The sequence below is a fragment of the Streptococcus mitis genome, from assembly GCF_013305725.1.
In the GTDB taxonomy this organism is placed as follows: Bacteria; Bacillota; Bacilli; order Lactobacillales; family Streptococcaceae; genus Streptococcus; species Streptococcus mitis_BO.
The window spans coordinates 1,858,410-1,882,081 of record NZ_CP047883.1; the positions used below are offsets into that span (position 1 = coordinate 1,858,410).

General features: G+C 42.5%; 14 protein-coding genes. 1 reads left to right on the plus strand and 13 read right to left on the minus strand.

Features of this window, described 5'->3' with window-relative positions; genetic code table 11:
- From M594_RS08895 to rpoB, 10 genes are all read right to left on the minus strand, one after another.
- Complete coding sequence (locus M594_RS08895) at positions 1-1,371, minus strand: MATE family efflux transporter (RefSeq protein ID WP_173876606.1); 1,371 nt, start codon at positions 1,369-1,371, stop codon at positions 1-3.
- Between the two features lie 114 nt (positions 1,372-1,485).
- The gene (gene recA / locus M594_RS08900) at positions 1,486-2,640 is read right to left on the minus strand and encodes a recombinase RecA (protein WP_173876607.1); all 1,155 of its coding nucleotides are present in this window, start codon (positions 2,638-2,640) and stop codon (positions 1,486-1,488) included.
- Positions 2,641-2,694: 54 nt separating this feature from the next.
- Positions 2,695-3,951, minus strand: coding sequence for a competence/damage-inducible protein A (locus tag M594_RS08905; RefSeq protein WP_173876608.1), 1,257 nt, complete (start codon positions 3,949-3,951; stop codon positions 2,695-2,697).
- 67 nt (positions 3,952-4,018) lie between these two features.
- Positions 4,019-5,059 carry a biofilm formation/cell division transcriptional regulator BrpA gene (brpA, locus tag M594_RS08910; protein ID WP_173876609.1) on the minus strand — a complete coding sequence of 347 codons (1,041 nt, stop codon included), beginning with the start codon at positions 5,057-5,059 and terminating at the stop codon, positions 4,019-4,021.
- Positions 5,060-5,063: 4 nt separating this feature from the next.
- Positions 5,064-5,585, minus strand: coding sequence for a GNAT family N-acetyltransferase (locus tag M594_RS08915; protein WP_173876610.1), 522 nt, complete (start codon positions 5,583-5,585; stop codon positions 5,064-5,066).
- Positions 5,575-6,018 carry a tRNA (adenosine(37)-N6)-threonylcarbamoyltransferase complex ATPase subunit type 1 TsaE gene (gene tsaE, locus M594_RS08920; protein WP_173876611.1) on the minus strand — a complete coding sequence of 148 codons (444 nt, stop codon included), beginning with the start codon at positions 6,016-6,018 and terminating at the stop codon, positions 5,575-5,577. The genes M594_RS08915 and tsaE overlap by 11 nt, the downstream gene beginning before the upstream one ends.
- A 94-nt stretch (positions 6,019-6,112) precedes the next feature.
- A complete protein-coding gene (locus tag M594_RS08925) occupies positions 6,113-6,733 on the minus strand; it encodes a hypothetical protein (protein WP_173876612.1) in 621 nt (206 codons plus the stop codon).
- A 135-nt stretch (positions 6,734-6,868) separates the two neighbouring features.
- Positions 6,869-7,288: a nucleoside-diphosphate kinase gene (ndk, locus tag M594_RS08930; protein ID WP_173876613.1), complete on the minus strand. Its 420-nt coding sequence runs from the start codon at positions 7,286-7,288 to the stop codon at positions 6,869-6,871.
- 108 nt (positions 7,289-7,396) lie between these two features.
- Positions 7,397-11,074, minus strand: coding sequence for a DNA-directed RNA polymerase subunit beta' (gene rpoC, locus M594_RS08935; RefSeq protein ID WP_173876614.1), 3,678 nt, complete (start codon positions 11,072-11,074; stop codon positions 7,397-7,399).
- 38 nt (positions 11,075-11,112) lie between these two features.
- Positions 11,113-14,718, minus strand: a complete 3,606-nt coding sequence (gene rpoB / locus M594_RS08940; RefSeq protein WP_120769758.1) for a DNA-directed RNA polymerase subunit beta — start codon at positions 14,716-14,718, stop codon at positions 11,113-11,115.
- 450 nt (positions 14,719-15,168) lie between these two features.
- Here rpoB and M594_RS08945 point away from each other — a divergent pair, with 450 nt between their 5' ends.
- Positions 15,169-18,954 (plus strand): pullulanase, encoded by a 3,786-nt coding sequence (locus tag M594_RS08945; protein ID WP_173876615.1) that lies wholly within the window; start codon positions 15,169-15,171, stop codon positions 18,952-18,954.
- A gap of 96 nt (positions 18,955-19,050) precedes the next feature.
- Here M594_RS08945 and M594_RS08950 read toward each other — a convergent pair whose 3' ends face one another.
- From M594_RS08950 to bglA, 3 genes are all read right to left on the minus strand, one after another.
- Positions 19,051-20,103, minus strand: a complete 1,053-nt coding sequence (locus M594_RS08950; RefSeq protein WP_173876616.1) for an LLM class flavin-dependent oxidoreductase — start codon at positions 20,101-20,103, stop codon at positions 19,051-19,053.
- A gap of 118 nt (positions 20,104-20,221) precedes the next feature.
- Complete coding sequence (gene glmS / locus M594_RS08955) at positions 20,222-22,030, minus strand: glutamine--fructose-6-phosphate transaminase (isomerizing) (RefSeq protein ID WP_173876617.1); 1,809 nt, start codon at positions 22,028-22,030, stop codon at positions 20,222-20,224.
- A 191-nt stretch (positions 22,031-22,221) separates the two neighbouring features.
- Positions 22,222-23,601 (minus strand): 6-phospho-beta-glucosidase, encoded by a 1,380-nt coding sequence (gene bglA, locus M594_RS08960; RefSeq protein WP_173876618.1) that lies wholly within the window; start codon positions 23,599-23,601, stop codon positions 22,222-22,224.
- Positions 23,602-23,672 lie beyond the last annotated feature (71 nt).

Consider the following 23,672-nt stretch of genomic DNA (forward strand, 5'->3'; position numbering starts at 1 on the left):
CTAGGATTGCACTTTGGTTACCAATATTGCCTTGCCTTCTTTTATCAAGGGGTGACGGAACAGTGAGAAGTACAGCTGAATGGTCATGGCAACCCAGATAAGGGGTTCACAAAGGATAACTCCCCTATAGCCTGCCCAAGGGATAATCAAGACTACAAAAGCGATTTTTCCGACTAGTTCAATAAAGCTAGAAACTAGAGGAAGGATCTTTTGCCCCAAGCCCTGCAAGCAATTGCGATAAATCAACAAGAGACTCAAAATAGGATAAAAGGCTGAACTGATTTGCAGATAGAGACTTCCATTTTCTATCAAGTAACCATCCGTCGAACTAGCCAAGAAGGAAACCAAGGCTGGACTGGCAAAAAAAAGGAAGACACAAACAAAAATTGCCCAGGACATACTTAAACGACTGCCGATTCGAAGTCCTTGGACAATGCGGTCTGGACGCTTAGCACCAAGATTTTGCGAAGCATAGGTCGTCATAGAAGCAGAGATAGCGGTCATAGGAAGAAGGACAAAGGCCATAATACGTCGAGCCGCCGTCTGGGCACTAATAATCACGGCTCCAAAGGTATTAACAGAAGACTGTAAAATCACACTGCCGATGGACACAATTGAACTCATCAAGCCCATAGCCAAACCTTGCTCCAAGAGATCGGTGTACAAGACCTTGTCCCATTTGAAATGCTTAAACTGAGGCAAAAGTTCTGGCACACTCTTACGAATATAGTAAAAACAGAGAACCGCTGATAAACCTTGCGAAATAATGGTAGCTAGTCCTGCGGATTGAACTCCAAGATGCAATTGCGTAATAAAATAGAGATCCAGAACCACATTAACCAAGGCAGAGAAAATCAGAAATCCAAGCGCTGCTAGACTGTCCCCAATGGACCGCAACAAACCTGCAAAGAGATTATAAGCAAAACTGACACCGACACAGGTTACAATCATAGAAATATATTGATAAGATTGAGGAAGGATTTCTGCGGGGGTGTCTAGGTACTGTAAAAGAGGATACAAACCAAGAAAGCCCAGCAGCATAACTACAATACTCAAAAGTGCACCTAAAATCCAGGCGGCTGCTACTGCTTCCTTTATTTTAGTGAAATTTCGAGCCCCATAATAACGGGCAATGACAATCCCCATGCCATTGCCAACACCAAGAGTAAAACCTACAATCAGGTCAAAAATCGCTGTCGTCGCCCCTACTGCAGCCAAGGATTCTTGACCAAGAAAACGCCCAACAATCAAGACATCAGCAGTATTATAGAGCTGTTGAAAAATATTTGATAGCAAGATTGGGAATGCGAAGCTTAAGAGCGAGGGAAGAATAGGACCATGTATCAGGTCCACTGTTCGTTTTTTATTCATAAGGCTATTATATCAGCTTTCTAGAGGAGCAACAAGAAACAGCAAACTATAGGCAATCTGAAATTTTGAACAAAGAATCGAAAAAGCAGTGGATTGCTCCACTACTTTCACAACTTATTCTTCAATTTCGATTTCAAGCTCATCGCCTAGGTCAAGAGTTACTTCTTCATTCACAGAGTCTGCTTGGACCGCCTCATCTTTTTTAGTTTCAGCAACTTCTTCTCCATCAATCAAACCAAATTGAACACGGACTTGATGGTCAATCTCATCAAAGACTTCTGGGTTTTCTGCCAAGTATTTCTTAGCATTTTCAGAACCTTGCCCGATTTTCTCATCCTTGTAAGAGTACCAAGCACCTGCTTTTTTGATGATATCCAAATCGCTTGCGATTTTCAAGAGTTCACCCGTCTTAGAAATCCCTTCTCCGTACATGATTTCAACGAAGGCTTCCTTAAATGGTGGAGCCACCTTGTTTTTCACGACCTTGATCTTGGTTTCTTTACCGACATTGGTATCTTTTTGGTCACCAGTTCCCTTGATCTGTGTGCTTCCACGAACATCCAAACGGACTGATGCGTAGAATTTCAGAGCACGTCCACCAGGAGTTGTTTCTGGATTTCCAAACATGACCCCAACTTTTTCACGTAATTGGTTGATAAAAATGGCAATTGTTTTGGTTTTATTGATAGAAGCACCGAGCTTACGCATAGCCTGGCTCATCATACGAGCCTGCAAACCAACGTGGCTATCTCCGATATCTCCATCAATTTCTGCACGAGGGACAAGGGCCGCAACTGAGTCGACCACGACAAGATCTACAGCACCTGAGTCAATCAATTTTCCTGCAATCTCAAGACCTTGCTCTCCTGAGTCTGGTTGAGACAAGAGCAATTCGTCAATGTTGACCCCAAGGGCCGCAGCATAAGCTGGATCGAGGGCATGTTCCGCATCGATAAAGGCTGCAATACCACCTTCTTTTTGCGCTTGTGCAACTGCATGAAGGGCAACCGTCGTCTTACCAGATGACTCTGGTCCGTAGATTTCGATGATACGTCCCTTAGGATAACCACCTGAACCAAGGGCAATATCAAGAGCCAAAGAACCTGAGCTCATCACTTGAACCTTTTGCTCGGCACGTTCACCCAAACGCATGATTGAACCCTTACCAAAGTCTTTCTCAATCAATTTAAGAGCGTCATTCAAGGCTTTTTCTCGTTCTGCCCCGAATTTTTTTGAAATTTCATCTAATTTTTTTGGTTTTTTCGCCATTCTATTCTCCTACATTCTAATGGTCCTCAGACCTATCTACTATTATATCAAAAGTTAGTCACTTAATAAAGCCTTGCGAACTAGGTTAAAGGCATGCATAACCGCAATATGACGTACATCTGCTCGACTTCTGCCTCCAATATTGACCTTTATGACCTCAGTTCCATGCTCTTGAGCCAAGCCTATGAAAACTGTCCCAGCTGGATGTCCTTCTAGGCTATCTGGTCCTGCCACTCCAGTCAAACTAAGGCCAAAATCAGACTGGGTCTTGATTCGTGCCTGCTCAGCCATCTTTTGAGCTGTAAATTCAGACACCACACCATGTTCTTCCAAATCCTTGGCAGGAATATCCAACATCCTTGATTTTTCCTCCAAGCTATAGGTCACAAAACCACCCTTGAATATACTTGAAGCACCCGAAAAATCCGCTACCCTAGCTTGGAAAAGACCAGCCGTCAAACTCTCTGCAGCCGTGATAGTTTTCCCTTGCCTTTTCAGTTCTTCTACCACAATGCTAGCTAAACTAGTTTCTTCCCCATAACCATAACAAAGGTCTCGTAAAGAAATTCCTTCGAAAGTCTGGCGGTCCAAGATTTGATTTTCCAAGATATCTAGCGCTTGATTCGCCTCTTCTTGGCTGCTAGCTTTTGTTGACAGACGCAGAGTAACTTCTCCTGTCTTGGCATAAGGGGCCAAAGTCGGATCTGTTTGATTATCAATCAAATCAGACAAAATCGTAACCAACTGACTTTCGCCAATCCCAAAGAAACGAAGAACTCGGGAATACAGCTTTCTCCCTGTCATCAACTTGGGTAGAAGTTGGTTTAAGACCATGGGTTTCAATTCACTTGGTGGACCTGGAAGGACAACGTAGGTCACTCCATCGACTTCCAATATTCCTCCTACAGCCAGTCCGGTTTCGTTTGGCAGTGGAGTCGCTCCATCTACAATTTGGGCTTGTCTTTCGTTATTCGGTGTTCGGGCATAGTCTGGTCGCTGGGTAAAAAAGACATCCAACTTCTCCTGAGCCTGAGAATCGAAGACTAATTCTTTCCCTAAAAATTTAGCTAGAGTTTGTTTAGTTAGGTCGTCCTCAGTTGGCCCCAAACCACCTGTTAAAATCACCAGACTGCTACGTTGACTGGCAATCTCAAGCAAAGACAAGAGACGAGCTTCATTGTCTCCTACAGCCGTCTGAAAATAAACATCTACCCCAATCTCTGCTAGTTTTTCTGATAAAAACTGGGCATTGGTATTGACAATCTGTCCTGTCAAAATCTCTGTTCCAACAGCAATGATTTCTGCTTTCATGTTTCCTCCTACCTATCTATTCGTATTTTTTTGAAAAAATCGCAGGAAATTTCCCACGATTTTATTATTAATTTTGTTCTATTTCTACACTTGAAGCATTCGTTGATGTAGCGGTTCTTCCAAGGGCTACTTCATATAAAACAGCATTGGTTTCTACTTCAGTTACTTCCTCTTTACCTAGTGAACGGCGTAAGAGATTTTGCATTTCTAACATATGCTCAGTTGTAACAATCTGGTAAGAAATGCCCTGCAGTTCCGCATCTTCTCCTCGCAATTGATGTGTTTCAATATTCTTGAAAGATTCTTGATAACCAAGTAATTGTGGAATACTTTTCGCTGACAAATCAACGTTTGTTTGCATATTGTCAGTCAAAGCTTTTAAAATCCCTTGATAATGACTCACACTGTTCAGACTCAAGACCTTCTCAACAATTTTTTGAATCACTTCACGCTGACGTTTTTGACGACCATAGTCTCCTTCAGGGTCTTGATAACGCATACGAGAATAAACAAGCGCTTCCTCACCATTTAAAGTCTGCTGTCCAACGCCAATGGAAATTTTATTAAATTCTTCCTGGTCAGTAATCGAAATTGGGAAACCGAGTGTATTATTTACAGTCACCCCGCCAACCGCATCAACCAATTGTTGCAGCCCCTGCATATTCACCATAACGTAACGATCGATATGAATATTCATCATTTTCTGGATAGTTGAGATTGCCAATTCCGCACCACCACCAGCATAGGCGGCATTTAATTTAGCTTCCTCAACACTACCATCTTTTTGCTGAATTTTTGTTAAAATATCCCGTTCCAAACTCATCATGGTTGTTTTCTTTGTTTTAGGATTGACTGTCATGAGAATCATAGAATCACTATTTCCTTCCCAACGATCTGTACGTTCGATATTTCCAGTGTCCACTCCCATCAAAAGAATAGTCAGAGGCTCCGTCGCCTCAATTACATTTGTTTCTTCACCAATTTTTTTATAAGTTTTTTGACTCAACGTTGCTGTTCCCTGTTGATAAATTGTATAGGCATAAACTCCAACACCTAACACTGTTACTACTAGAAAAGCAAGCACTGTTCCGATTAATTTTTTAACCATATCATTATTCATCTATCAGTTTGCCCATGAGACAAACATCCAAAAATGTCCCTTCTTCTAGATAGGCTCCTCTTTCCTGCAATCCCTCCATGGTAAATCCCATTTTAGAGTATAGGTGAATAGCAGCCTCATTTCTTTTTTGTACACTTAGTTGCAAACGACGTAAAATACCACTTAATTTAGCCCACTCGATACCTTCCTCTAAAAGAATACCGGCCAAGCCTTGATTCCAAAATTTCTTTTGAACAACTAAAAAAATATCTCCGATATGCCGAACCCTTAAACGAGGATCTGCAGTAATATTCAGGACTCCTGCAATTGTATCATTTAATAAAGCTAAGAGAGTAATTTGATTTTCTGAACTAGCTTGTTTTTCGATAAAAAGTACCATTTCTGATTCGCTCATCATGATTCCCTCTTTATCTAAACTAGTAAAATCTGTTTCCTTGCTTACAAGATTTAAAAAAGCAATCAAATCAGTTGCATCTTGAACTTCAGCCTCACGAATACACAACTCATACTCCATCTGAAAGCTCCTTAAGAAGTTGTTCCGGTCTATGACCTTGAGCATTAAAGCGCAATTGACGACCCTCATCCTCTTTTTGAATTTCCAATTCTAAATATGAATCCGGTAAATCCTCACCTAAAAGATGCCCCCACTCGATGACGGTCACCCCACCACCAAAGAGAAACTCATCCAAGTCAATAGAATCAGCGTCGCCCTCAATACGATAAACATCTAAATGATAAAGCGGAAGACGACCTTCATACTCTCTCACAATGGTGTAGGTTGGACTCTTAATCATCTGATGGATATCCAATCCCTTTGCTAAACCTTTTGTAAAAGTTGTTTTTCCTGCCCCCAACTCTCCAGTCAAAATTAAGACATCATTTTTTTTAAGCAGGTTTCCTAATCTTTCTCCCAGAGCTAAAAGCTCTTCTTCATTTTTTGTGTACATGTTACTATTATACCAGAAAGTTTCTTTTTGTGTAAATTTTCTTTAAAATTTACTATTATAAATTTGGAAATCACTAGCACTTTAGCTGATTAACTTAAAAGAAAACAAACATACTAATCACAAATAAAATATCTCGAATAATATGGCCATAAAATGAAATTTCTCTCTGAATAGATTTTGGGAAAATAAATCGTGCACATAGAAATCCCAAAACTATATAGACAAGAATTGAAGAAATCGTCAAGGGATTTCTCAAAAAAATAACAGTTGCCAAGATGGATAACAATCCTGTTTTCTTCCTGTTCAGTAAATTTTCTAAATCACGATGGTATTTATCAAAAGGCAGAAAAATCCACAGATCAATACCTAGTAAAAAAAAGAATGACGGTAGAAAAAGATCAACCAAATCCTGCTGTAATTTGTTATGAATTTGGATACTTTCTGATAAAACCAGACAAGATGCTAACAAGTTGACCACCAAAAGAATCGTATAAACCATCCAGACTTTCTTCTGAGAATGCAAAATGCTATGACGTTTCTGACCCGAGGTATGAAAGTAATTAATCCCAGCACAAAAGCTAGAAACTCCGACTATGAGAATTAAAAAATATACATTAACTTGTCTTAAAGATAAAAATGTTTCCTTCCACAATAAACAACTTCCAAATAAAATTTGAACGACAGCTAATAATAATAAAACACGAATTGATTTCATTATTTCCTTTTCCTCCCTACATGAAATTATACTCTGATAGGATTAGAAAATACTAATAGCCCCTAAAATGTCACATTCCGACGCTGAACGGTACAAAAAACAGTTCCATTACAATAGAACTGTTCTTGCACTTATTTAATTCTCAAACCAAAGAGCAATTTCTCGCTTAGCTGACTCTTCTGAATCTGAACCATGTACAACATTTTGGATAACCTCATTTTCTCCAGCAGCTTTTGCAAAATCACCTCGAATAGTCCCTGGTAAAGCTTCTTCTGGACGAGTTGCGCCCATCATGGTCCGCCAAGTTTCAATTACTTTAGGACCAGAAATGATACCTACAAGAACCGGGCCTGAAGTCATAAATTCACGAATCGGTGGGTAAAAACTCTGACCAACCAAGTCCTGATAGTGCTGGTCAATCAACTCTTCTGAAACCTGTGAACGCAACTCTAATTTTTCGATTGTCAATCCACGTTGTTCGATGCGTTTCAACACTTCACCTACTAGTCCTCTTTTTACACCATCTGGTTTAATGATAAAGAATGTTTGTTCCATACCCGTCTCCTTTGTCAGCTTCTTTCTTTTATTTTACCACATTTCATGGAAAAATGGAGAAAGTTTTCAGAAAAGAGAAAGAGAACCCGAAGGCTCTCTCATTCTCTCTTATTCTACTGTTTCTTCCACAGTTTCAACGGCAGTATCCACAACTACTTCTGTTGTTTCTTCATTTCCTTCTTCCTCTACTGGAGGGTTAAGGTATTCTTCTTCGTTGATAGCATGTGGTTCAAGGTTACGGTAACGGGCCATACCAGTACCTGCTGGGATGATTTTACCGATGATAACATTTTCTTTAAGTCCAAGGAGATGGTCTTTCTTACCACGGATAGCCGCATCAGTAAGGACACGAGTTGTTTCCTGGAAGGAAGCCGCTGACAAGAAACTGTTTGTTTCAAGTGAGGCTTTGGTAATTCCCATAAGGACTGGGCGACCTGTCGCTGGAACTCCACCTGCGATAAGGACATCTTTGTTAGCATCTGTAAAGTCATTGATATCCATGAGGGTACCCATGAGAAGATCTGTGTCACCTGGATCCATGACACGTACTTTACGAATCATTTGACGAACCATTACCTCGATGTGTTTGTCACCGATTTCTACCCCTTGGCTACGGTAAACTTTTTGTACTTCACCAAGAAGGTAAGTTTCAACTGACAAGACATCACGGACTGCAAGGAGACGTTTTGGTTGGATTGAACCTTCTGTAAGAGCAGCACCACGAGCTACTTGGTCTCCAACTTCAACACGCATACGAGCGGTAAATGGAACGACATATTCACCTTCGCCAGTTTCACCCTTAACAAAGACTTTCTTAGTACGAGTTGATGCATCTTCTTCGATAGCCGTAACTTGTCCTTTAACCTCTGTGATAACCGCTTCCCCTTTAGGATTGCGGGCTTCAAAGATTTCTTGGACACGAGGAAGACCCTGAGTGATATCGGTATTTGAAGCAACCCCACCCGTGTGGAAGGTACGCATTGTAAGCTGTGTACCAGGTTCCCCGATAGATTGGGCAGCGATTGTACCAACTGCTTCACCAACTTCAACCGCATCACCAGTCGCCAAGTTGATACCGTAACAGTGACGGCAGACACCATGACGAGTGTTACATGTAAATACAGAGCGGATAGTCACTTCTTCCACACCAGCATTGACAATTTCACGCGCCTTGTCTTCTGTAATCAACTCATTTGGACCAATGATCACTGCACCAGTTTCTGGATGTTTAACAGTTTTCTTAGTGTAACGACCATTGAGACGCTCTTCAAGAGACTCGATCATCTCTTTTCCTTCTGCGATAGAGCGGATCAAGAGACCACGGTCTGTTCCACAGTCGTCCTCACGGATGATAACGTCTTGGGCAACGTCAACCAAACGACGAGTCAAGTAACCTGAGTCGGCTGTCTTAAGGGCCGTATCGGTCATACCTTTACGGGCACCGTGAGTTGAGAAGAACATTTCGAGTACTGACAAACCTTCACGGAAGTTTGAAAGGATTGGCAATTCCATGATACGTCCGTTCGGAGCAGCCATCAGACCACGCATACCGGCAAGCTGTGAGAAGTTTGAGATATTACCACGGGCTCCTGAGTCCATCATCATAACGATTGGGTTCTTAGGATCTTGATTGGCAATCAAGCGTTTCTCAAGTTTTTCACGGGCAGCACGCCATTCAGCTGTAACGGCATTGTAACGCTCGTCGTCTGTGATCATACCACGACGGAATTGTTTTGTGATTTGTTCTACACGTTTGTGTGATTCTTCAATGATTTCAGCCTTGTCATCAACGACTGGGATATCGGCAATCCCCACTGTCAATCCTGCAAGAGTTGAGTGGTGGTAACCGAGGTTCTTCATACGGTCAAGTAGGGCAGAAGTTTCTGTCGTACGGAAACGTTTGAAGATTTCAGCGATGATATTTCCAAGGTTTTTCTTCTTGAATGGAGGGTTGAGTTCAAGTTTGCTGATTGCTTCCTTGATATCTCCACCAAGTGGCAAGAAGTACTTAGCTGGAACGCCTTCTGTCAAGTTGGCATTGTTTGGTTCTTGCAAGTATGGTAGACCCTCTGGCATGATGTCGTTGAAGAGGATTTTACCAACTGTTGTAAGCAAGACCTTGTGTTTTTGCTCTTCTGTCCATGGTTTGTTGAGGCTGTCTGTCGCGATACCAACACGTGAGTGGAGGTGAACATAACCATTACGGTAAGCCATAACAGCTTCGTCACGGTCTTTGAAGACCATTCCTTCACCTTCACGACCAGCTTCTTCCATGGTCAAGTAGTAGTTACCCAAAACCATATCCTGTGATGGAGTAACAACTGGTTTACCATCTTTCGGGTTCAAGATATGCTCAGCAGCTAGCATCAAGATACGAGCTTCTGCCTGAGCTTCTTCTGAAAGCGGTACGTGGATGGCCATTTGGTCCCCATCAAAGTCAGCATTGTAGGCTTCACAGACAAGCGGGTGCAAGCGAAGGGCCTTACCATCAATCAAGACTGGCTCGAAGGCTTGGATACCCAAACGGTGAAGGGTCGGTGCACGGTTCAAAAGCACTGGGTGTTCTTTGATCACTTCTTCAAGGATATCCCATATACGCTCATCTCCGCGTTCCACCAAGCGTTTAGCTGCTTTGACGTTTTGCACGATATCACGAGCGACAATTTCACGCATCACGAATGGTTTAAAGAGCTCGATTGCCATTTCACGTGGCACACCACATTGGTACATCTTAAGAGTTGGACCAACGGCGATAACGGAACGTCCTGAGAAGTCAACACGTTTACCGAGCAAGTTTTGACGGAAGCGTCCTTGTTTACCTTTAAGCATGTGGCTCAATGATTTAAGAGGACGGCTACCTGGTCCTGTGATTGGACGGCCACGACGACCATTGTCAATCAAAGCGTCAACCGCTTCTTGAAGCATACGCTTCTCATTTTGAACGATAATACCAGGCGCATTCAACTCAAGCAAACGAGCCAAACGGTTGTTACGGTTGATAACACGGCGGTAAAGGTCATTCAAGTCAGATGAGGCAAAACGGCCACCATCCAACTGCAACATTGGACGAAGATCTGGTGGAATAACTGGAAGGATGTTGAGAATCATCCATTCAGGTTTGTTTCCAGACTTATAAAAGGCATCCAAAACATCCAAACGACGGATGGCTTTGACACGTTTTTGTCCAGTAGCTGTTTTCAACTCTTCTTTAAGTTCAGCAATTTCTTTTTCAAGATCTACTTGTTCCAAAAGGTCTTGGATAGCTTCGGCACCCATCTTGGCAACGAATGATCCATAACCATATTCACGCAAGCGCTCACGGTATTCGCGCTCTGTCATGATAGACTTGTGCTCAAGTGGTGTATCCTTAGGATCAATCACCACATAAGCCGCAAAGTAGATAACTTCCTCGAGGGCACGAGGGCTCATATCAAGGGTCAAGCCCATACGGCTCGGAATCCCCTTGAAGTACCAGATGTGAGATACAGGAGCTTTCAACTCGATATGCCCCATACGCTCACGACGAACTTTCGTACGCGTTACTTCAACCCCACAGCGGTCACAAACAATTCCTCTGTAACGAATGCGTTTGTACTTACCACAAGCACATTCCCAGTCTTTTGTAGGACCAAAGATAACTTCATCAAAGAGTCCTTCACGTTCTGGTTTCAAAGTACGGTAATTGATTGTTTCAGGTTTTTTGACTTCTCCATAAGACCATGAACGGACTTTGCTTGGAGAAGCTAGGGTGATTTGCATACTTTTAAAACGATTTACATCAACCACTATTTCTTCCCTTTCTATTCTAAGTGAACTGCTTTTTCTTATTCAGCAGCTTCTTCTGTTGCTTCCGCTTTTGTTGCTTTCTCAGCTTCTTCAGCTTCAAAAGCTGCTTTAGCCTCTTGGGCTGCTTTTTCGCGGGCTTTTTCAAGGTCATCTACGTGGATGACATCTTCGTCCATTCCTTCATCCAAGTCACGAAGTTCCACTTCTTGGTCATCTTCGTCTAGGACACGCATGTCAAGACCAAGAGATTGCAATTCTTTGACAAGAACTCGGAAGGATTCTGGAACACCTGGTTTTGGAATTGGTTTTCCTTTTGTAATGGCTTCATAGGCTTTCAAACGTCCGTTGATATCGTCAGACTTGTAAGTCAAGATTTCTTGAAGGACATTTGACGCACCGTAGGCTTCAAGAGCCCAAACCTCCATCTCACCGAAACGTTGTCCACCAAACTGAGCTTTACCTCCAAGTGGTTGTTGAGTAACGGTTGAGTAAGGTCCGACTGAACGCGCGTGCAATTTATCGTCAACCATGTGGTGGAGTTTGATCATGTACATGACTCCGACAGAAACACGGTTATCAAACGGTTCCCCTGTACGTCCATCGTAAAGGATTGTTTTGGCATCGCTATCCATACCAGCTTCTTTAACAGTTGACCAAAGGTCTTCAGAACTTGCTCCGTCAAAGACTGGTGTTGCGATGTGAATACCAAGAGTACGAGCAGCCATACCAAGGTGAAGCTCCATAACCTGACCGATATTCATACGTGATGGCACCCCAAGTGGATTCAACATGATATCGACTGGAGTTCCATCTGGAAGGTAAGGCATGTCTTCTACAGGAACGATACGAGAGACAACCCCTTTATTTCCGTGGCGTCCGGCCATCTTATCTCCGACCTTGATCTTACGTTTTTGAGCGATGTAGACGCGAACCAGCATATTAACACCTGATTGCAATTCATCTCCATTTGCACGTGTAAAGATCTTAACATCACGAACGACACCATCGGCACCGTGTGGTACACGAAGAGAAGTATCACGCACTTCACGAGATTTATCTCCGAAGATAGCGTGTAAGAGACGTTCTTCAGCTGAAAGGTCTTTCTCACCCTTAGGTGTTACTTTACCTACAAGGATATCACCTTCTTTAACCTCAGCACCGATACGGATAATACCCATTTCGTCAAGATCTTTAAGAGCGTCTTCCCCAACATTTGGAATTTCTCGAGTGATTTCTTCAGGCCCAAGCTTTGTATCGCGTGTTTCTGATTCGTATTCTTCAAGGTGGACAGATGTATAGACATCGTCTTTAACCAAGCGTTCGCTCATGATAACAGCATCCTCGAAGTTGTAACCTTCCCAAGTCATGTAGGCAACGATTGGGTTTTGTCCAAGCGCCATTTCTCCATTTTCCATAGAAGGTCCGTCAGCAATGAAATCACCTTTTTCAACGACATCGCCAACTTTTACGAGAGTGCGTTGGTTGTAAGCAGTACCTGAGTTTGAACGACGGAATTTTTGGATGTGGTAAACGTCCAATGAACCATCTTCACGACGAACTTCTACCTTGTCAGCATCTGCATAGGTAACTTTACCGTCATACTGAGCAATCACAGCAGCTCCTGAATCGTGGGCTGCTTGGTATTCCATACCAGTACCAACGTAAGGTGCTTTAGGATTAATCAATGGTACAGCCTGACGTTGCATATTAGCTCCCATGAGGGCACGGTTGGAGTCATCGTTTTCCAAGAAAGGAATACATGCTGTCGCAACGGCAACTACCTGTTTTGGTGATACGTCCATATAGTCAACAACGTTAGCTGGATACTCTTGGTTGACCCCTTGGTGACGTCCCATGACAACTTTCTCAGCAAATGTTCCATCTTCATTCAGACGAGAATTAGCCTGTGCTACAGTAAATTCATCTTCTTCATCAGCTGTCAACCAAACGATTTCGTTCGTAACAACACCTGTTTCACGGTCAACTTTACGGTATGGTGTTTGAACAAAACCATACTTGTTCAAGTGTCCGTAAGATGACAAGTTATTGATCAAACCGATGTTAGGTCCTTCAGGTGTCTCGATTGGACACATACGGCCATAGTGAGTGTAGTGCACGTCACGTACTTCATATCCAGCACGGTCACGTGTCAAACCACCAGGTCCTAAGGCTGACAAACGGCGTTTGTGAGACAACTCAGAAAGCGGATTGTGTTGGTCCATGAACTGTGACAACTGTGAAGAACCGAAGAATTCTTTAACCGCAGCTGTTACCGGACGGATGTTGATAATTTGTTGTGGTGTCAAAACTTCGTTGTCTTGAACAGACATACGTTCACGGACATTACGTTCCATACGAGAAAGTCCAAGACGTACTTGGTTAGCAAGCAATTCACCTACCGCACGGATACGACGGTTTCCAAGGTGGTCGATATCATCTACACGACCAAGTCCTTCAGCCAAGTTGAGGAAGTAGCTCATCTCAGCAAGGATATCTGCAGGAGTAACGATACGAACCTTGTCATCTGGGTTAGCATTACCGATGATGGTTACGACACGGTCTGGATCAGTTGGTGCAACAACCTTGAATTTTTGAAGAACAACTGGCTCAGTCACAACGGCTGCATCATTTGGAATGTAGACAATCTTGTTCAAGTCACCATCCAAATGGCTTTCAATGCTTTCAATCACGCTACGAGTCATGATTGTTCCAGCTTCCACCAAGATTTCGCCTGTTTCAGGGTCTACCAATGGTTCCGCAATGGTTTGGTTGAGCAAACGTGTTTTTACATTGAGTTTTTTATTGATCTTGTAACGACCAACTGCTGCCAAGTCATAGCGGCGTGGATCAAAGAAACGAGCTACAAGCAAGCTACGTGAGCTTTCAGCAGTCTTAGGTTCACCTGGACGAAGGCGTTCGTAAATTTCTTTCAAAGCTTCGTCTGTACGAGAGTCCATTGGGTTCTTGTGGATATCTTTTTCAACAGTGTTGCGAACCAATTCGCTGTCGCCAAAGATATCAAAGATTTCATCATCACCTGAGAAACCAAGGGCACGAACCAAGGTTGTAAACGGAATCTTACGAGTACGGTCGATACGAGTGTAGGCGATATCTTTTGAGTCGCTTTCAAGTTCCAACCAAGCTCCACGGTTAGGGATAACAGTTGAACCGTAGCCCACTTTACCGTTTTTGTCTACTTTGTCATTAAAGTAAACACCTGGTGAGCGGACCAACTGCGAAACGATAATACGTTCACCACCATTGATGATGAAAGTACCCATTTCTGTCATGATTGGGAAATCACCAAAGAAAACTTCTTGGGTCTTGATTTCGCCTGTTTCTTTATTGATCAAGCGGAAGGTTACAAAAATTGGTGCTGAGTAGCTAGCATCGTGGATACGGGCTTCTTCTAGCGTGTATTTTGGTTCCTTGATTTCATATCCAACAAATTCCAACTCCATTGTGTCTGTGAAGTTTGAAATTGGCAATACATCTTCAAATACTTCCTTAAGACCATGGTCTAGGAAATCTTTGAATGAGTCAGTTTGAATTTCAATCAAATTTGGTAAGTCAAGAACTTCTTTGATTCTTGAAAAACTACGACGGGTACGATGTTTCCCGTATTGAACGTCATGTCCTGCCAAGATGATTCTCCTTTGTAAATAAGTTCCAAGCCTTGTCAATCAGGCTTTTCTAATCGTCATATGGTTTTAAAAACCCCTATCACCGTGTCCTCTTGATAAATTTTCAGAATCTTTAAGTCTTTGTTACAAGCACTCAAAATCCTGAAAAAAAGCACAAAAAGAGCAGCTAAATCTGACTTCTTCAGAAGATTTAACTGCTGTGAGCCTTGTCTGGACAATATTTCAGACAAAACCTACGACAAATGATTATTCATATTATACCCTATTTAGCTAGATTTTTCAAGGGGATTAACGATTTTTTGACAAAATCTTTTCCTATAAGAAATACTGGCTTAATCGTAACAAAATTTGTTGCGATTTTTTCTTTTATTTTAATTTTAGGAAAACGCTTGCATCTTATTTTACTAAGTGCTATACTGATGATAGAAATTTATTGATTGGAGAATCATTATGAGAAAAATACCATCTCAAACTGAGAAAAAAATGGTCTACAGCATCCGTTCCCTCAAAAATGGAACTGGTTCTGTCCTTATTGGAGCAAGCCTTATTCTGCTTGCCATGGCTACACCAACTATCTCAGCAAACGAAAATACACCAACCACTAACGAACCCAGCAACAGAAATACGACCTCCCTTACTCAACCTCTTACTGATGCAACAAACATCGCTGGCAAGAACGAAAGCGATTTTTCTTCACCCGATAGTGCAAACGCTTCCCTAAAGAAAACAGAAGAAAAACCTGCAACAGAGCCAACTACTCCTGCTGCAACTCCCGCCGATTCAGCCCCACAAACCGGACAAGATCGTTCAAGTGAACCAACTACTTCTACGAGTCCAGTAACGACTGAAACTAAGGCAGAAGAACCAATAGAAGACAACTACTTCCGTATCCATGTCAAAAAGCTTCCTGAAGAAAACAAGGATGCTCAAGGACTATGGACTTGGGACGATGTTGAAAAACCATCTGAAAACTGGCCTAACGGAGCCTTGTCCTTTAAGGATGCCAAAAAAGATGACTATGGCTACTACCTAGATGTCAAATTAAAGGGAGAACAAGCCAAGAAAATTAGCTTCCTCATCAATAATACAGCTGGGAAAAATCTAACCGGCGATAAATCGGTAGAAAAACTGTCACCAAAGATGAATGAGGCTTGGTTGGACCAAGATCACAAGGTTTTCTCTTACGAGCCACAACCTGCAGGAACTATTCGCGTCAACTACTACCGTACAGATGGCAACTATGACAAGAAATCTCTCTGGTACTGGGGAGATGTGAAAAATCCAAGTAGTGGTGAATGGCCTAACGGAACAGACTTTACGGCTACAGGCAAATATGGTCGCTATATTGATATCCCACTCAAAGATGCAGCTAAAGATCTTGGATTTTTATTATTAGACAGAAACAAACAAGGAGACGATGTGAAAATCCGTAAAGAAGATTATAAGTTCACAGATTTGAAAAATCATAGCCAAATTTTCCTAAAAGATGATGACGAAACCATCTACACCAACCCCTACTATGTGCACGATATCCGCATGACAGGAGCTCAACATGTAGGAACTTCTAGCATTGAAAGTAGTTTTTCAACACTTGTCGGTGCTAAAAAAGAAGATATCCTCAAACACTCCAGCATCACTAATCATTTAGGAAACAAAGTAACTATCACTGATGTTACAATCGATGAGGCTGGTAAGAAAGTGACCTACAGCGGAGATTTCTCTGACACAAAACATCCTTATACCGTTAGCTACAACTCTGACAAATTCACTACCAAAACAAGCTGGCGTCTTAAAGATGAGACTTACAGCTATGATGGTAAACTTGGAGCTGACCTCAAAAAAGAAGGAAAACAGGTTGATTTAACTCTATGGTCACCAAGTGCTGATAAGGTTTCTGTTGTTGTCTACGACAAGAATAACCCTGAAAAAGTGGTTGGAACTGTCGCTCTTGAAAAAGGTGAAAAAGGAACCTGGAAACAAACTCTGAATGAAAACTCTGGTCTCGGCATCAGCAATTACACTGGCTACTACTACCACTACCAAATCGAGCGCCAAGGTAAAACTGTTCTTGCACTCGATCCTTACGCTAAATCCCTCGCTGCTTGGAATAGTGACGATGCCAAGATTGACGATGCCCATAAAGTGGCTAAAGCTGCCTTTGTAGATCCAGCTAAACTAGGACCTCAAGACTTGACTTATGGTAAGATTCGCAACTTCAAATCGCGCGAAGATGCTGTCATCTATGAAGCTCATGTGCGTGACTTCACTTCAGATCCTGCCATCGCAAAAGATTTGACTAAGCCATTTGGTACCTTTGAAGCCTTTATCGAAAAACTAGACTACCTCAAAAACTTGGGTGTAACCCACATCCAGCTCCTTCCAGTCTTGTCTTACTACTTTGTCAATGAGTTGAAGAACCACGAACGCTTATCTGACTATGCTTCAAGCAACAGCAACTACAACTGGGGATATGACCCTCAAAACTACTTCTCCTTGACTGGTATGTATTCAAGCGATCCTAAGAATCCAGAAAAACGAATCGCAGAATTTAAAAACCTCATCAACGAGATCCACAAACGTGGCATGGGAGCTATCCTGGATGTAGTGTATAACCATACAGCTAAAGTCGATATCTTTGAAGATTTAGAGCCAAACTACTACCACTTTATGGATGCTGATGGTACACCTCGCACTAGCTTTGGTGGTGGACGCTTGGGGACAACCCACCATATGACCAAACGACTCCTAGTTGACTCTATCAAATATCTAGTTGATACCTACAAAGTAGATGGATTCCGCTTCGATATGATGGGAGACCATGATGCAGCTTCTATCGAAGAAGCATACAAGGCTGCACGCGCCCTCAATCCAAATCTAATCATGCTGGGTGAAGGTTGGAGAACCTATGCTGGTGATGAAAATATGCCTACTAAAGCTGCTGACCAAGATTGGATGAAACATACCGATACTGTTGCTGTCTTCTCAGACGACATCCGTAACAACCTCAAGTCTGGTTATCCAAACGAAGGTCAACCTGCCTTTATCACAGGCGGCAAGCGTGATATCAACACTATCTTCAAAAATCTCATTGCTCAACCAACCAACTTTGAAGCAGATAGTCCTGGAGATGTCATCCAATACATCGCAGCCCATGATAACTTGACCCTCTTTGACATCATCGCCCAATCTATCAAAAAAGATCCAAGCAAGGCTGAGAACTATGCTGAAATCCACCGTCGTTTGCGACTTGGAAACCTCATGGTCTTGACAGCTCAAGGAACTCCATTTATCCACTCTGGTCAGGAATATGGTCGCACCAAACAATTTCGTGACCCAGCCTACAAGACTCCAGTAGCAGAGGACAAACAACCAAACAAATCTCACTTGTTACGTGATAAGGATGGCAATCCATTTGACTATCCTTACTTCATCCATGACTCTTACGATTCGAGTGATGCTATTAACAAGTTTGACTGGACTAAGGCTACAGATGGAAAAGCATATCCTGAAAATGTCAAGAGCCGTGACTACATGAAAGGTCTGATCGCCCTACGTCAATCTACAGATGCCTTCCGACTTAAGAGTCTCCAGGATATCAAAGACCGTGTCCAACTCATCACTGTCCCAGGTCAAAATGGTGTAGAAAAAGAGGATGTAGTAATTGGCTACCAAATTACTGCTCCAAACGGTGATATCTACGCAGTATTTGTTAATGCGGATGAAAAGGCTCGCGAATTTAACTTGGGAACTGCCTTTGCCCACCTCAGAAATGCTGAAGTTTTGGCAGATGAAAACCAAGCAGGACCAGTCGGAATTGCCAACCCGAAAGGACTCGAATGGACTGAAAAAGGCTTGAAATTAAACGCCCTTACAGCTACTGTTCTTAGAATCTCTCAAGGCGGTGCCATCGTTGCCCCAGCTGTGGAAGAAAAACCAGAATTTGACCTTTCTAGCTTAAAACAAGAACAAGGGCAAAATAACAGCCAAGACAATATGTCAAACCGAGTAGTCAAACCGGAACGGCAAACTCCAGCTCCACAAACTAAACCTGATTCTGCAAAACCAGATACAAAAGTAGCTGATGCAGAAAATAAACCTAACCAAGCTACAGCTGATTCACAAGCTAAACTACCAAATACAGGAAGCAAAAATGATCACAAACTCCTGCTTGCAGGAATTAGTCTCCTTGCTCTTCTAGGTCTCGGGTTCTTGCTAAAAAACAAAAAAGAGAACTAAACTAGCCCTCCTATAGAACTATCCCCCAAGCCTTAACGCTCGGGGGATTGATTTTTGTACAAGATTTATTGTCCTAATAAACTCGATTAGGATTTTTTATTTAGTCTCTTTCATGGCAAAATAAGCCCGTACTTTTGGAGCCACTTGCGTTCCAAAAAGTTCAATAGCTCTCAGGACTTGTTCATGAGGCATAGAACCAAGAGGTAGGTGCAACATAAAGCGGTCCAAACCTAAATCCTCAATCATGCGAATCAATTTTTCTGCCACCTGATCTGGATTTCCCACAAACATAGCACCATTTGGCCCAACTTGCTCCAAATATTGCTCATAACGCAATTCCTGCCAGTGCGGACGGTCTTTGGAAATAGCATCCACCACTTGCTTAGTCGGATGGAAATAATCTTTTACAGCCTGCTCACCATCTTCAGCAATCCAACCCCAAGAATGAGCTCCAACCTTTAGTTCCTGACTGGCATAACCCGCTTCGCTTCCAATCTCACGATAAGCCTGAATCAACTTTTTAAAATAACGCGGATTGCCACCAATAATAGCATAAACAATCGGTAGACCAGCCTGAGCAATCTTCACAGTTGATTCGACATGACCACCTGTCGCTATCCACAAGGGCAATTTGTCCTGAACTGGACGAGGATAAACTTCTTTGCCAGAGATTGTTTGGGTCAATCGACCTTGCCAATCTAGTTTTATCTTTTCATTGACTAATTGAAGCAAGTCTAATTTCTCATCAAAAAGAGCTTCGTAGTCTTTCAAATCATAGCCAAACAAGGGAAAAGATTCCGTGAAAGAACCCCTTCCGGCCATAATCTCCGCACGTCCATTTGACAAAGCATCGATAGTGGCATATTGTTGGAACAATCGAATCGGATCCATACTTGAGAGAATGCTGACTGCACTGGTCAAACGAATCTTCTTGGTATTGACTGCCCCAGCTGCCAGAACAATCTCTGGCGCAGATATCGCAAAATCCGCTCGATGGTGCTCACCAATCCCATACACATCCAAACCAACCTTGTCAGCCAGTTCAATCTCTGCCAGCAACTGGCGAATGCGTTCAGCATGACTGTAAGTTTGCCCAGTCCCTTCAAGCTCCGTTGTTTCTCCAAATGTTGAAATTCCCAATTCTACCACAGTGATTCTCCTTGTCTATTCCGGTCCTTCATTTTGAAAAATTATTCTAACACGAATCTTGAGTACAAGCAACCCATTTGCTCACAAGAAAAAGCCTAGATAACTAGACTTTTTTAGCTTATTCTACCGTTACTGATTTAGCAAGATTACGTGGTTTGTCCACATCAAGGCCACGGTGGAGTGTTGCAAAATAAGCGACTAATTGCGTTGGCACGACCATTGAAATTGGTGAGAGGTAAGGGTGGACGGTCGTAAGAACGATGTCGTCTGTATCTTTGGCAACATTTTCTTCTGCAATAGTGAGAACCTTGGCACCACGGGCTGCCACTTCTTGGATATTTCCACGAGTGTGGTTGGCAAGGACTGGATCTGACAAGAGGGCCAAAACAGGCGTTCCTTCTTCAATCAAGGCAATGGTTCCATGCTTGAGTTCTCCTGCCGCAAAGCCTTCACACTGGATGTAAGAAATCTCTTTAAGCTTAAGACTTGCTTCCATAGCTACGTAGTAATCTTGACCACGCCCAATATAAAAGGCGTTACGAGTTGTTTCAAGAAGCTCACGAACCTTGGCTTCAATGTTTTCTTTCTCTGAAAGAGTTGACTCGATAGACTGAGCTACGATTGACAATTCATGAACCAGGTCAAAGGCTTGCGCTTTGGCATTGCCATTTGCTTCTCCTACTGCTTTTGCAAGAAAGGCAAGGGCTGCAATTTGTGCTGTATAGGCCTTGGTTGATGCCACGGCAATTTCAGGACCTGCATGAAGAAGCATAGTATGGTTAGCTTCACGAGAAAGAGTTGAGCCTGGTACGTTTGTCACTGTCAAGCTTGGGATTCCCATTTCATTAGCCTTAACCAAAACCTGACGGCTATCCGCTGTTTCACCAGATTGGCTGATAAAGATGAAGAGTGGTTTCTTGCTGAGAAGTGGCATACCGTAGCCCCACTCAGATGAGATTCCAAGTTCAACTGGTGTATCTGTCAATTCTTCCAACATTTTCTTAGAAGCAAATCCTGCGTGGTAAGATGTCCCAGCTGCAAGGATGTAGATACGGTCTGCGTCTTGAACAGCCTGGATGATAGCTGGGTCTACTACTACTTGACCAGCCTCATCTGTGTAGGCTTGGATTAGTTTACGCATAACCGTTGGTTGCTCATCGATTTCCTTAAGCATGTAGTAAGGATAAGTTCCCTTACCGATATCAGACAAGTCAAGTTCCGCAGTATAGCTAGCACGTTCACGACTGTTGCCATCATAGTCTTGCACTTCGACGCTATCAGCCTTGACGATTACTAACTCTTGGTCATGAATTTCCATGTATTGGTTGGTCTCACGAATCATAGCCATAGCATCTGAGCAGACCATGTTATAGCTTTCCCCAAGACCAATCAAAAGTGGTGATTTATTCTTAGCCACGTAGATGACTTCAGGATCTTGTGAGTCAACCAAGGCAAAGGCATAAGAACCACGGATGATATGAAGAGCTTTTTTGAAGGCTTCAAGAACTGACAAGCCATCTTCTTCCGCAAATTTTCCAATCAAGTGAACAGCGATTTCCGTATCTGTTTGCCCCTTGAAGTGGTGACCTGCAAGGTATTCTTCCTTTATTTCAAGATAGTTCTCAATGACCCCATTGTGAACCAAGACAAAACGTTCTGTCTCAGAGCGGTGTGGGTGAGCATTGTCCTCAGTTGGTTTCCCGTGAGTTGCCCAACGAGTATGTCCGATACCAGTTGTTCCCTCAACACCAGCTGTCTTGGCAGACAATTCTGCAATACGACCAACCGCCTTGACTAGATGGTTTTCAGCACCACCTAGGACAAAAATTCCCGCAGAATCATAGCCACGGTATTCGAGCTTTTCAAGCCCTTGAATCAAAATATCAGTTGCATTTGTGTTCCCAACAACACCAACAATTCCACACATAGTATATACGACACAGACCAGCTGTGCTTTCTCCTTAAAATTGGTATAGTCTAATTCCTCTTTTATAGAATCAGCAAAAACAGTATATACTTGTTTCTTTCACTTGTCAAGAGTAAAAATTGGTATAGTTCAAATTACGCTCCTGTAAGCAAAAGACTCTGACCAATTAGGATAATCGGTCAGAGTCTTTTTTAAAATCCATTATTATCTCTTAATTCCTTGAACCAGTGCCCTGATTTCTTCAGACGACGTTCTTGCGTTTCCAAGTTTAATTCGACTAAACCATAGCGATTTTTATAGCTGTTAAGCCATGACCAGCAATCGATAAAGGTCCAGATTAAGTATCCTTTACAGTTAGCTCCATCTTCAATAGCACGGTGCAGTTCACGAAGATGACCTTTTACAAAATCAATACGATAATCATCTTGAATCATTCCATTCTCACGGAATTTTTCTTCCCCTTCAACACCCATACCATTCTCTGTCAACATCCACTCAATATTGCCATAATTTTCCTTGATATTTTGGGAAATGTCATAAATCCCTTGCTCATAAATCTCCCAGCCACGATGAGGATTGATTTTACGTCCAGGCATCACATAAGGCTCGTAAAAATGTTCTGGCAAAAGAGGACTCTCTGGATTCTTAGCAAATCGAGGAGCCATAACACGTAAAGGTTGATAGTAGTTGACACCAAGGAAGTCCACCGTATTATCACGAATGAGCTCCAACTCCTCCTCTGTAGCATCAGGCAAGAGACCGTATTCATGCAAGATTTCTACCAACTCCTGTGGATAAGTCCCCAAAACAGACGGATCTAAGAAAGATTGGGCCTGAAAAAGGTCCGCAATACGAGCAGCCTTAACATCAGCAGGATGCTGGCTACGTGGATAAGCCGGTGTCAAGTTTAAGACAATCCCAATCTTGGAATCTGGCAAAAGTTCATGACAGGCCTTAACCGCCCGACTGCTAGCCAATTGTGTGTGATAGGCTACTTTAACGGCTGCCTCTGCATCCACCTTATGTGGATAATGAGCATCGTAAAAATAGCCAAATTCTACAGGAACGATGGGCTCGTTAAAGGTAATCCATTGATCCACTAAATCTCCATAAGTCTCAAAACAAAAACGAGAATAGTCTTCATAGGCTGAGACAGTCGCCTTATTTTCCCAACCATCACCATCCTCTTGAAGGGCAAAAGGCAAATCAAAATGATAAAGATTGACTAAAAGACGAATCCCTTTGGCCTTAATAGCCTCAAAAACCTTACGGTAAAAGTCTACACCTTGAGGATTGACTTCCCCACGCCCTTGTGGAAAAATCCGTGACCACTGAATAGAAGTACGAAAAGCCGTGTGACCAGTTTCTAACAAGAGGTCGATATCCTTTTCCCAGTTTTCATAAAAGGTTGATGTCTTATCTGGACCAATCCCATTATAGTAGCGATTTGGCTCCACTTGGTACCAATAATCCCAGAGATTATCTCCCTTACCGTCACCAGCTATACGTCCTTCTGTCTGCGGCCCAGAAGTAGAGGATCCCCAGACAAAATCCTTTGGAAATCTTAGCATACATTTACCTCTTTATCTAGTCATTTTTCCCATTATACAGAAAAAACAAGGTAAAAACTAGTTACATTTTT

What these genes read in the sequence shown, in the direction of transcription:
- ndk (WP_173876613.1), bottom strand. Translation starts at nt 7,288, where the DNA reads ATGGAACAAACATTCTTTATCATTAAACCAGATGGTGTAAAAAGAGGA.
- recA (WP_173876607.1), bottom strand. Translation starts at nt 2,640, where the DNA reads ATGGCGAAAAAACCAAAAAAATTAGATGAAATTTCAAAAAAATTCGGG.
- M594_RS08925 (WP_173876612.1), bottom strand. Translation starts at nt 6,733, where the DNA reads ATGAAATCAATTCGTGTTTTATTATTATTAGCTGTCGTTCAAATTTTA.
- brpA (WP_173876609.1), bottom strand. Translation starts at nt 5,059, where the DNA reads ATGGTTAAAAAATTAATCGGAACAGTGCTTGCTTTTCTAGTAGTAACA.
- glmS (WP_173876617.1), bottom strand. Translation starts at nt 22,030, where the DNA reads ATGTGTGGAATTGTTGGTGTTGTTGGGAACACAAATGCAACTGATATT.
- M594_RS08915 (WP_173876610.1), bottom strand. Translation starts at nt 5,585, where the DNA reads ATGGAGTATGAGTTGTGTATTCGTGAGGCTGAAGTTCAAGATGCAACT.
- bglA (WP_173876618.1), bottom strand. Translation starts at nt 23,601, where the DNA reads ATGCTAAGATTTCCAAAGGATTTTGTCTGGGGATCCTCTACTTCTGGG.
- tsaE (WP_173876611.1), bottom strand. Translation starts at nt 6,018, where the DNA reads ATGTACACAAAAAATGAAGAAGAGCTTTTAGCTCTGGGAGAAAGATTA.
- M594_RS08945 (WP_173876615.1), top strand. Translation starts at nt 15,169, where the DNA reads ATGAGAAAAATACCATCTCAAACTGAGAAAAAAATGGTCTACAGCATC.
- M594_RS08905 (WP_173876608.1), bottom strand. Translation starts at nt 3,951, where the DNA reads ATGAAAGCAGAAATCATTGCTGTTGGAACAGAGATTTTGACAGGACAG.
- M594_RS08895 (WP_173876606.1), bottom strand. Translation starts at nt 1,371, where the DNA reads ATGAATAAAAAACGAACAGTGGACCTGATACATGGTCCTATTCTTCCC.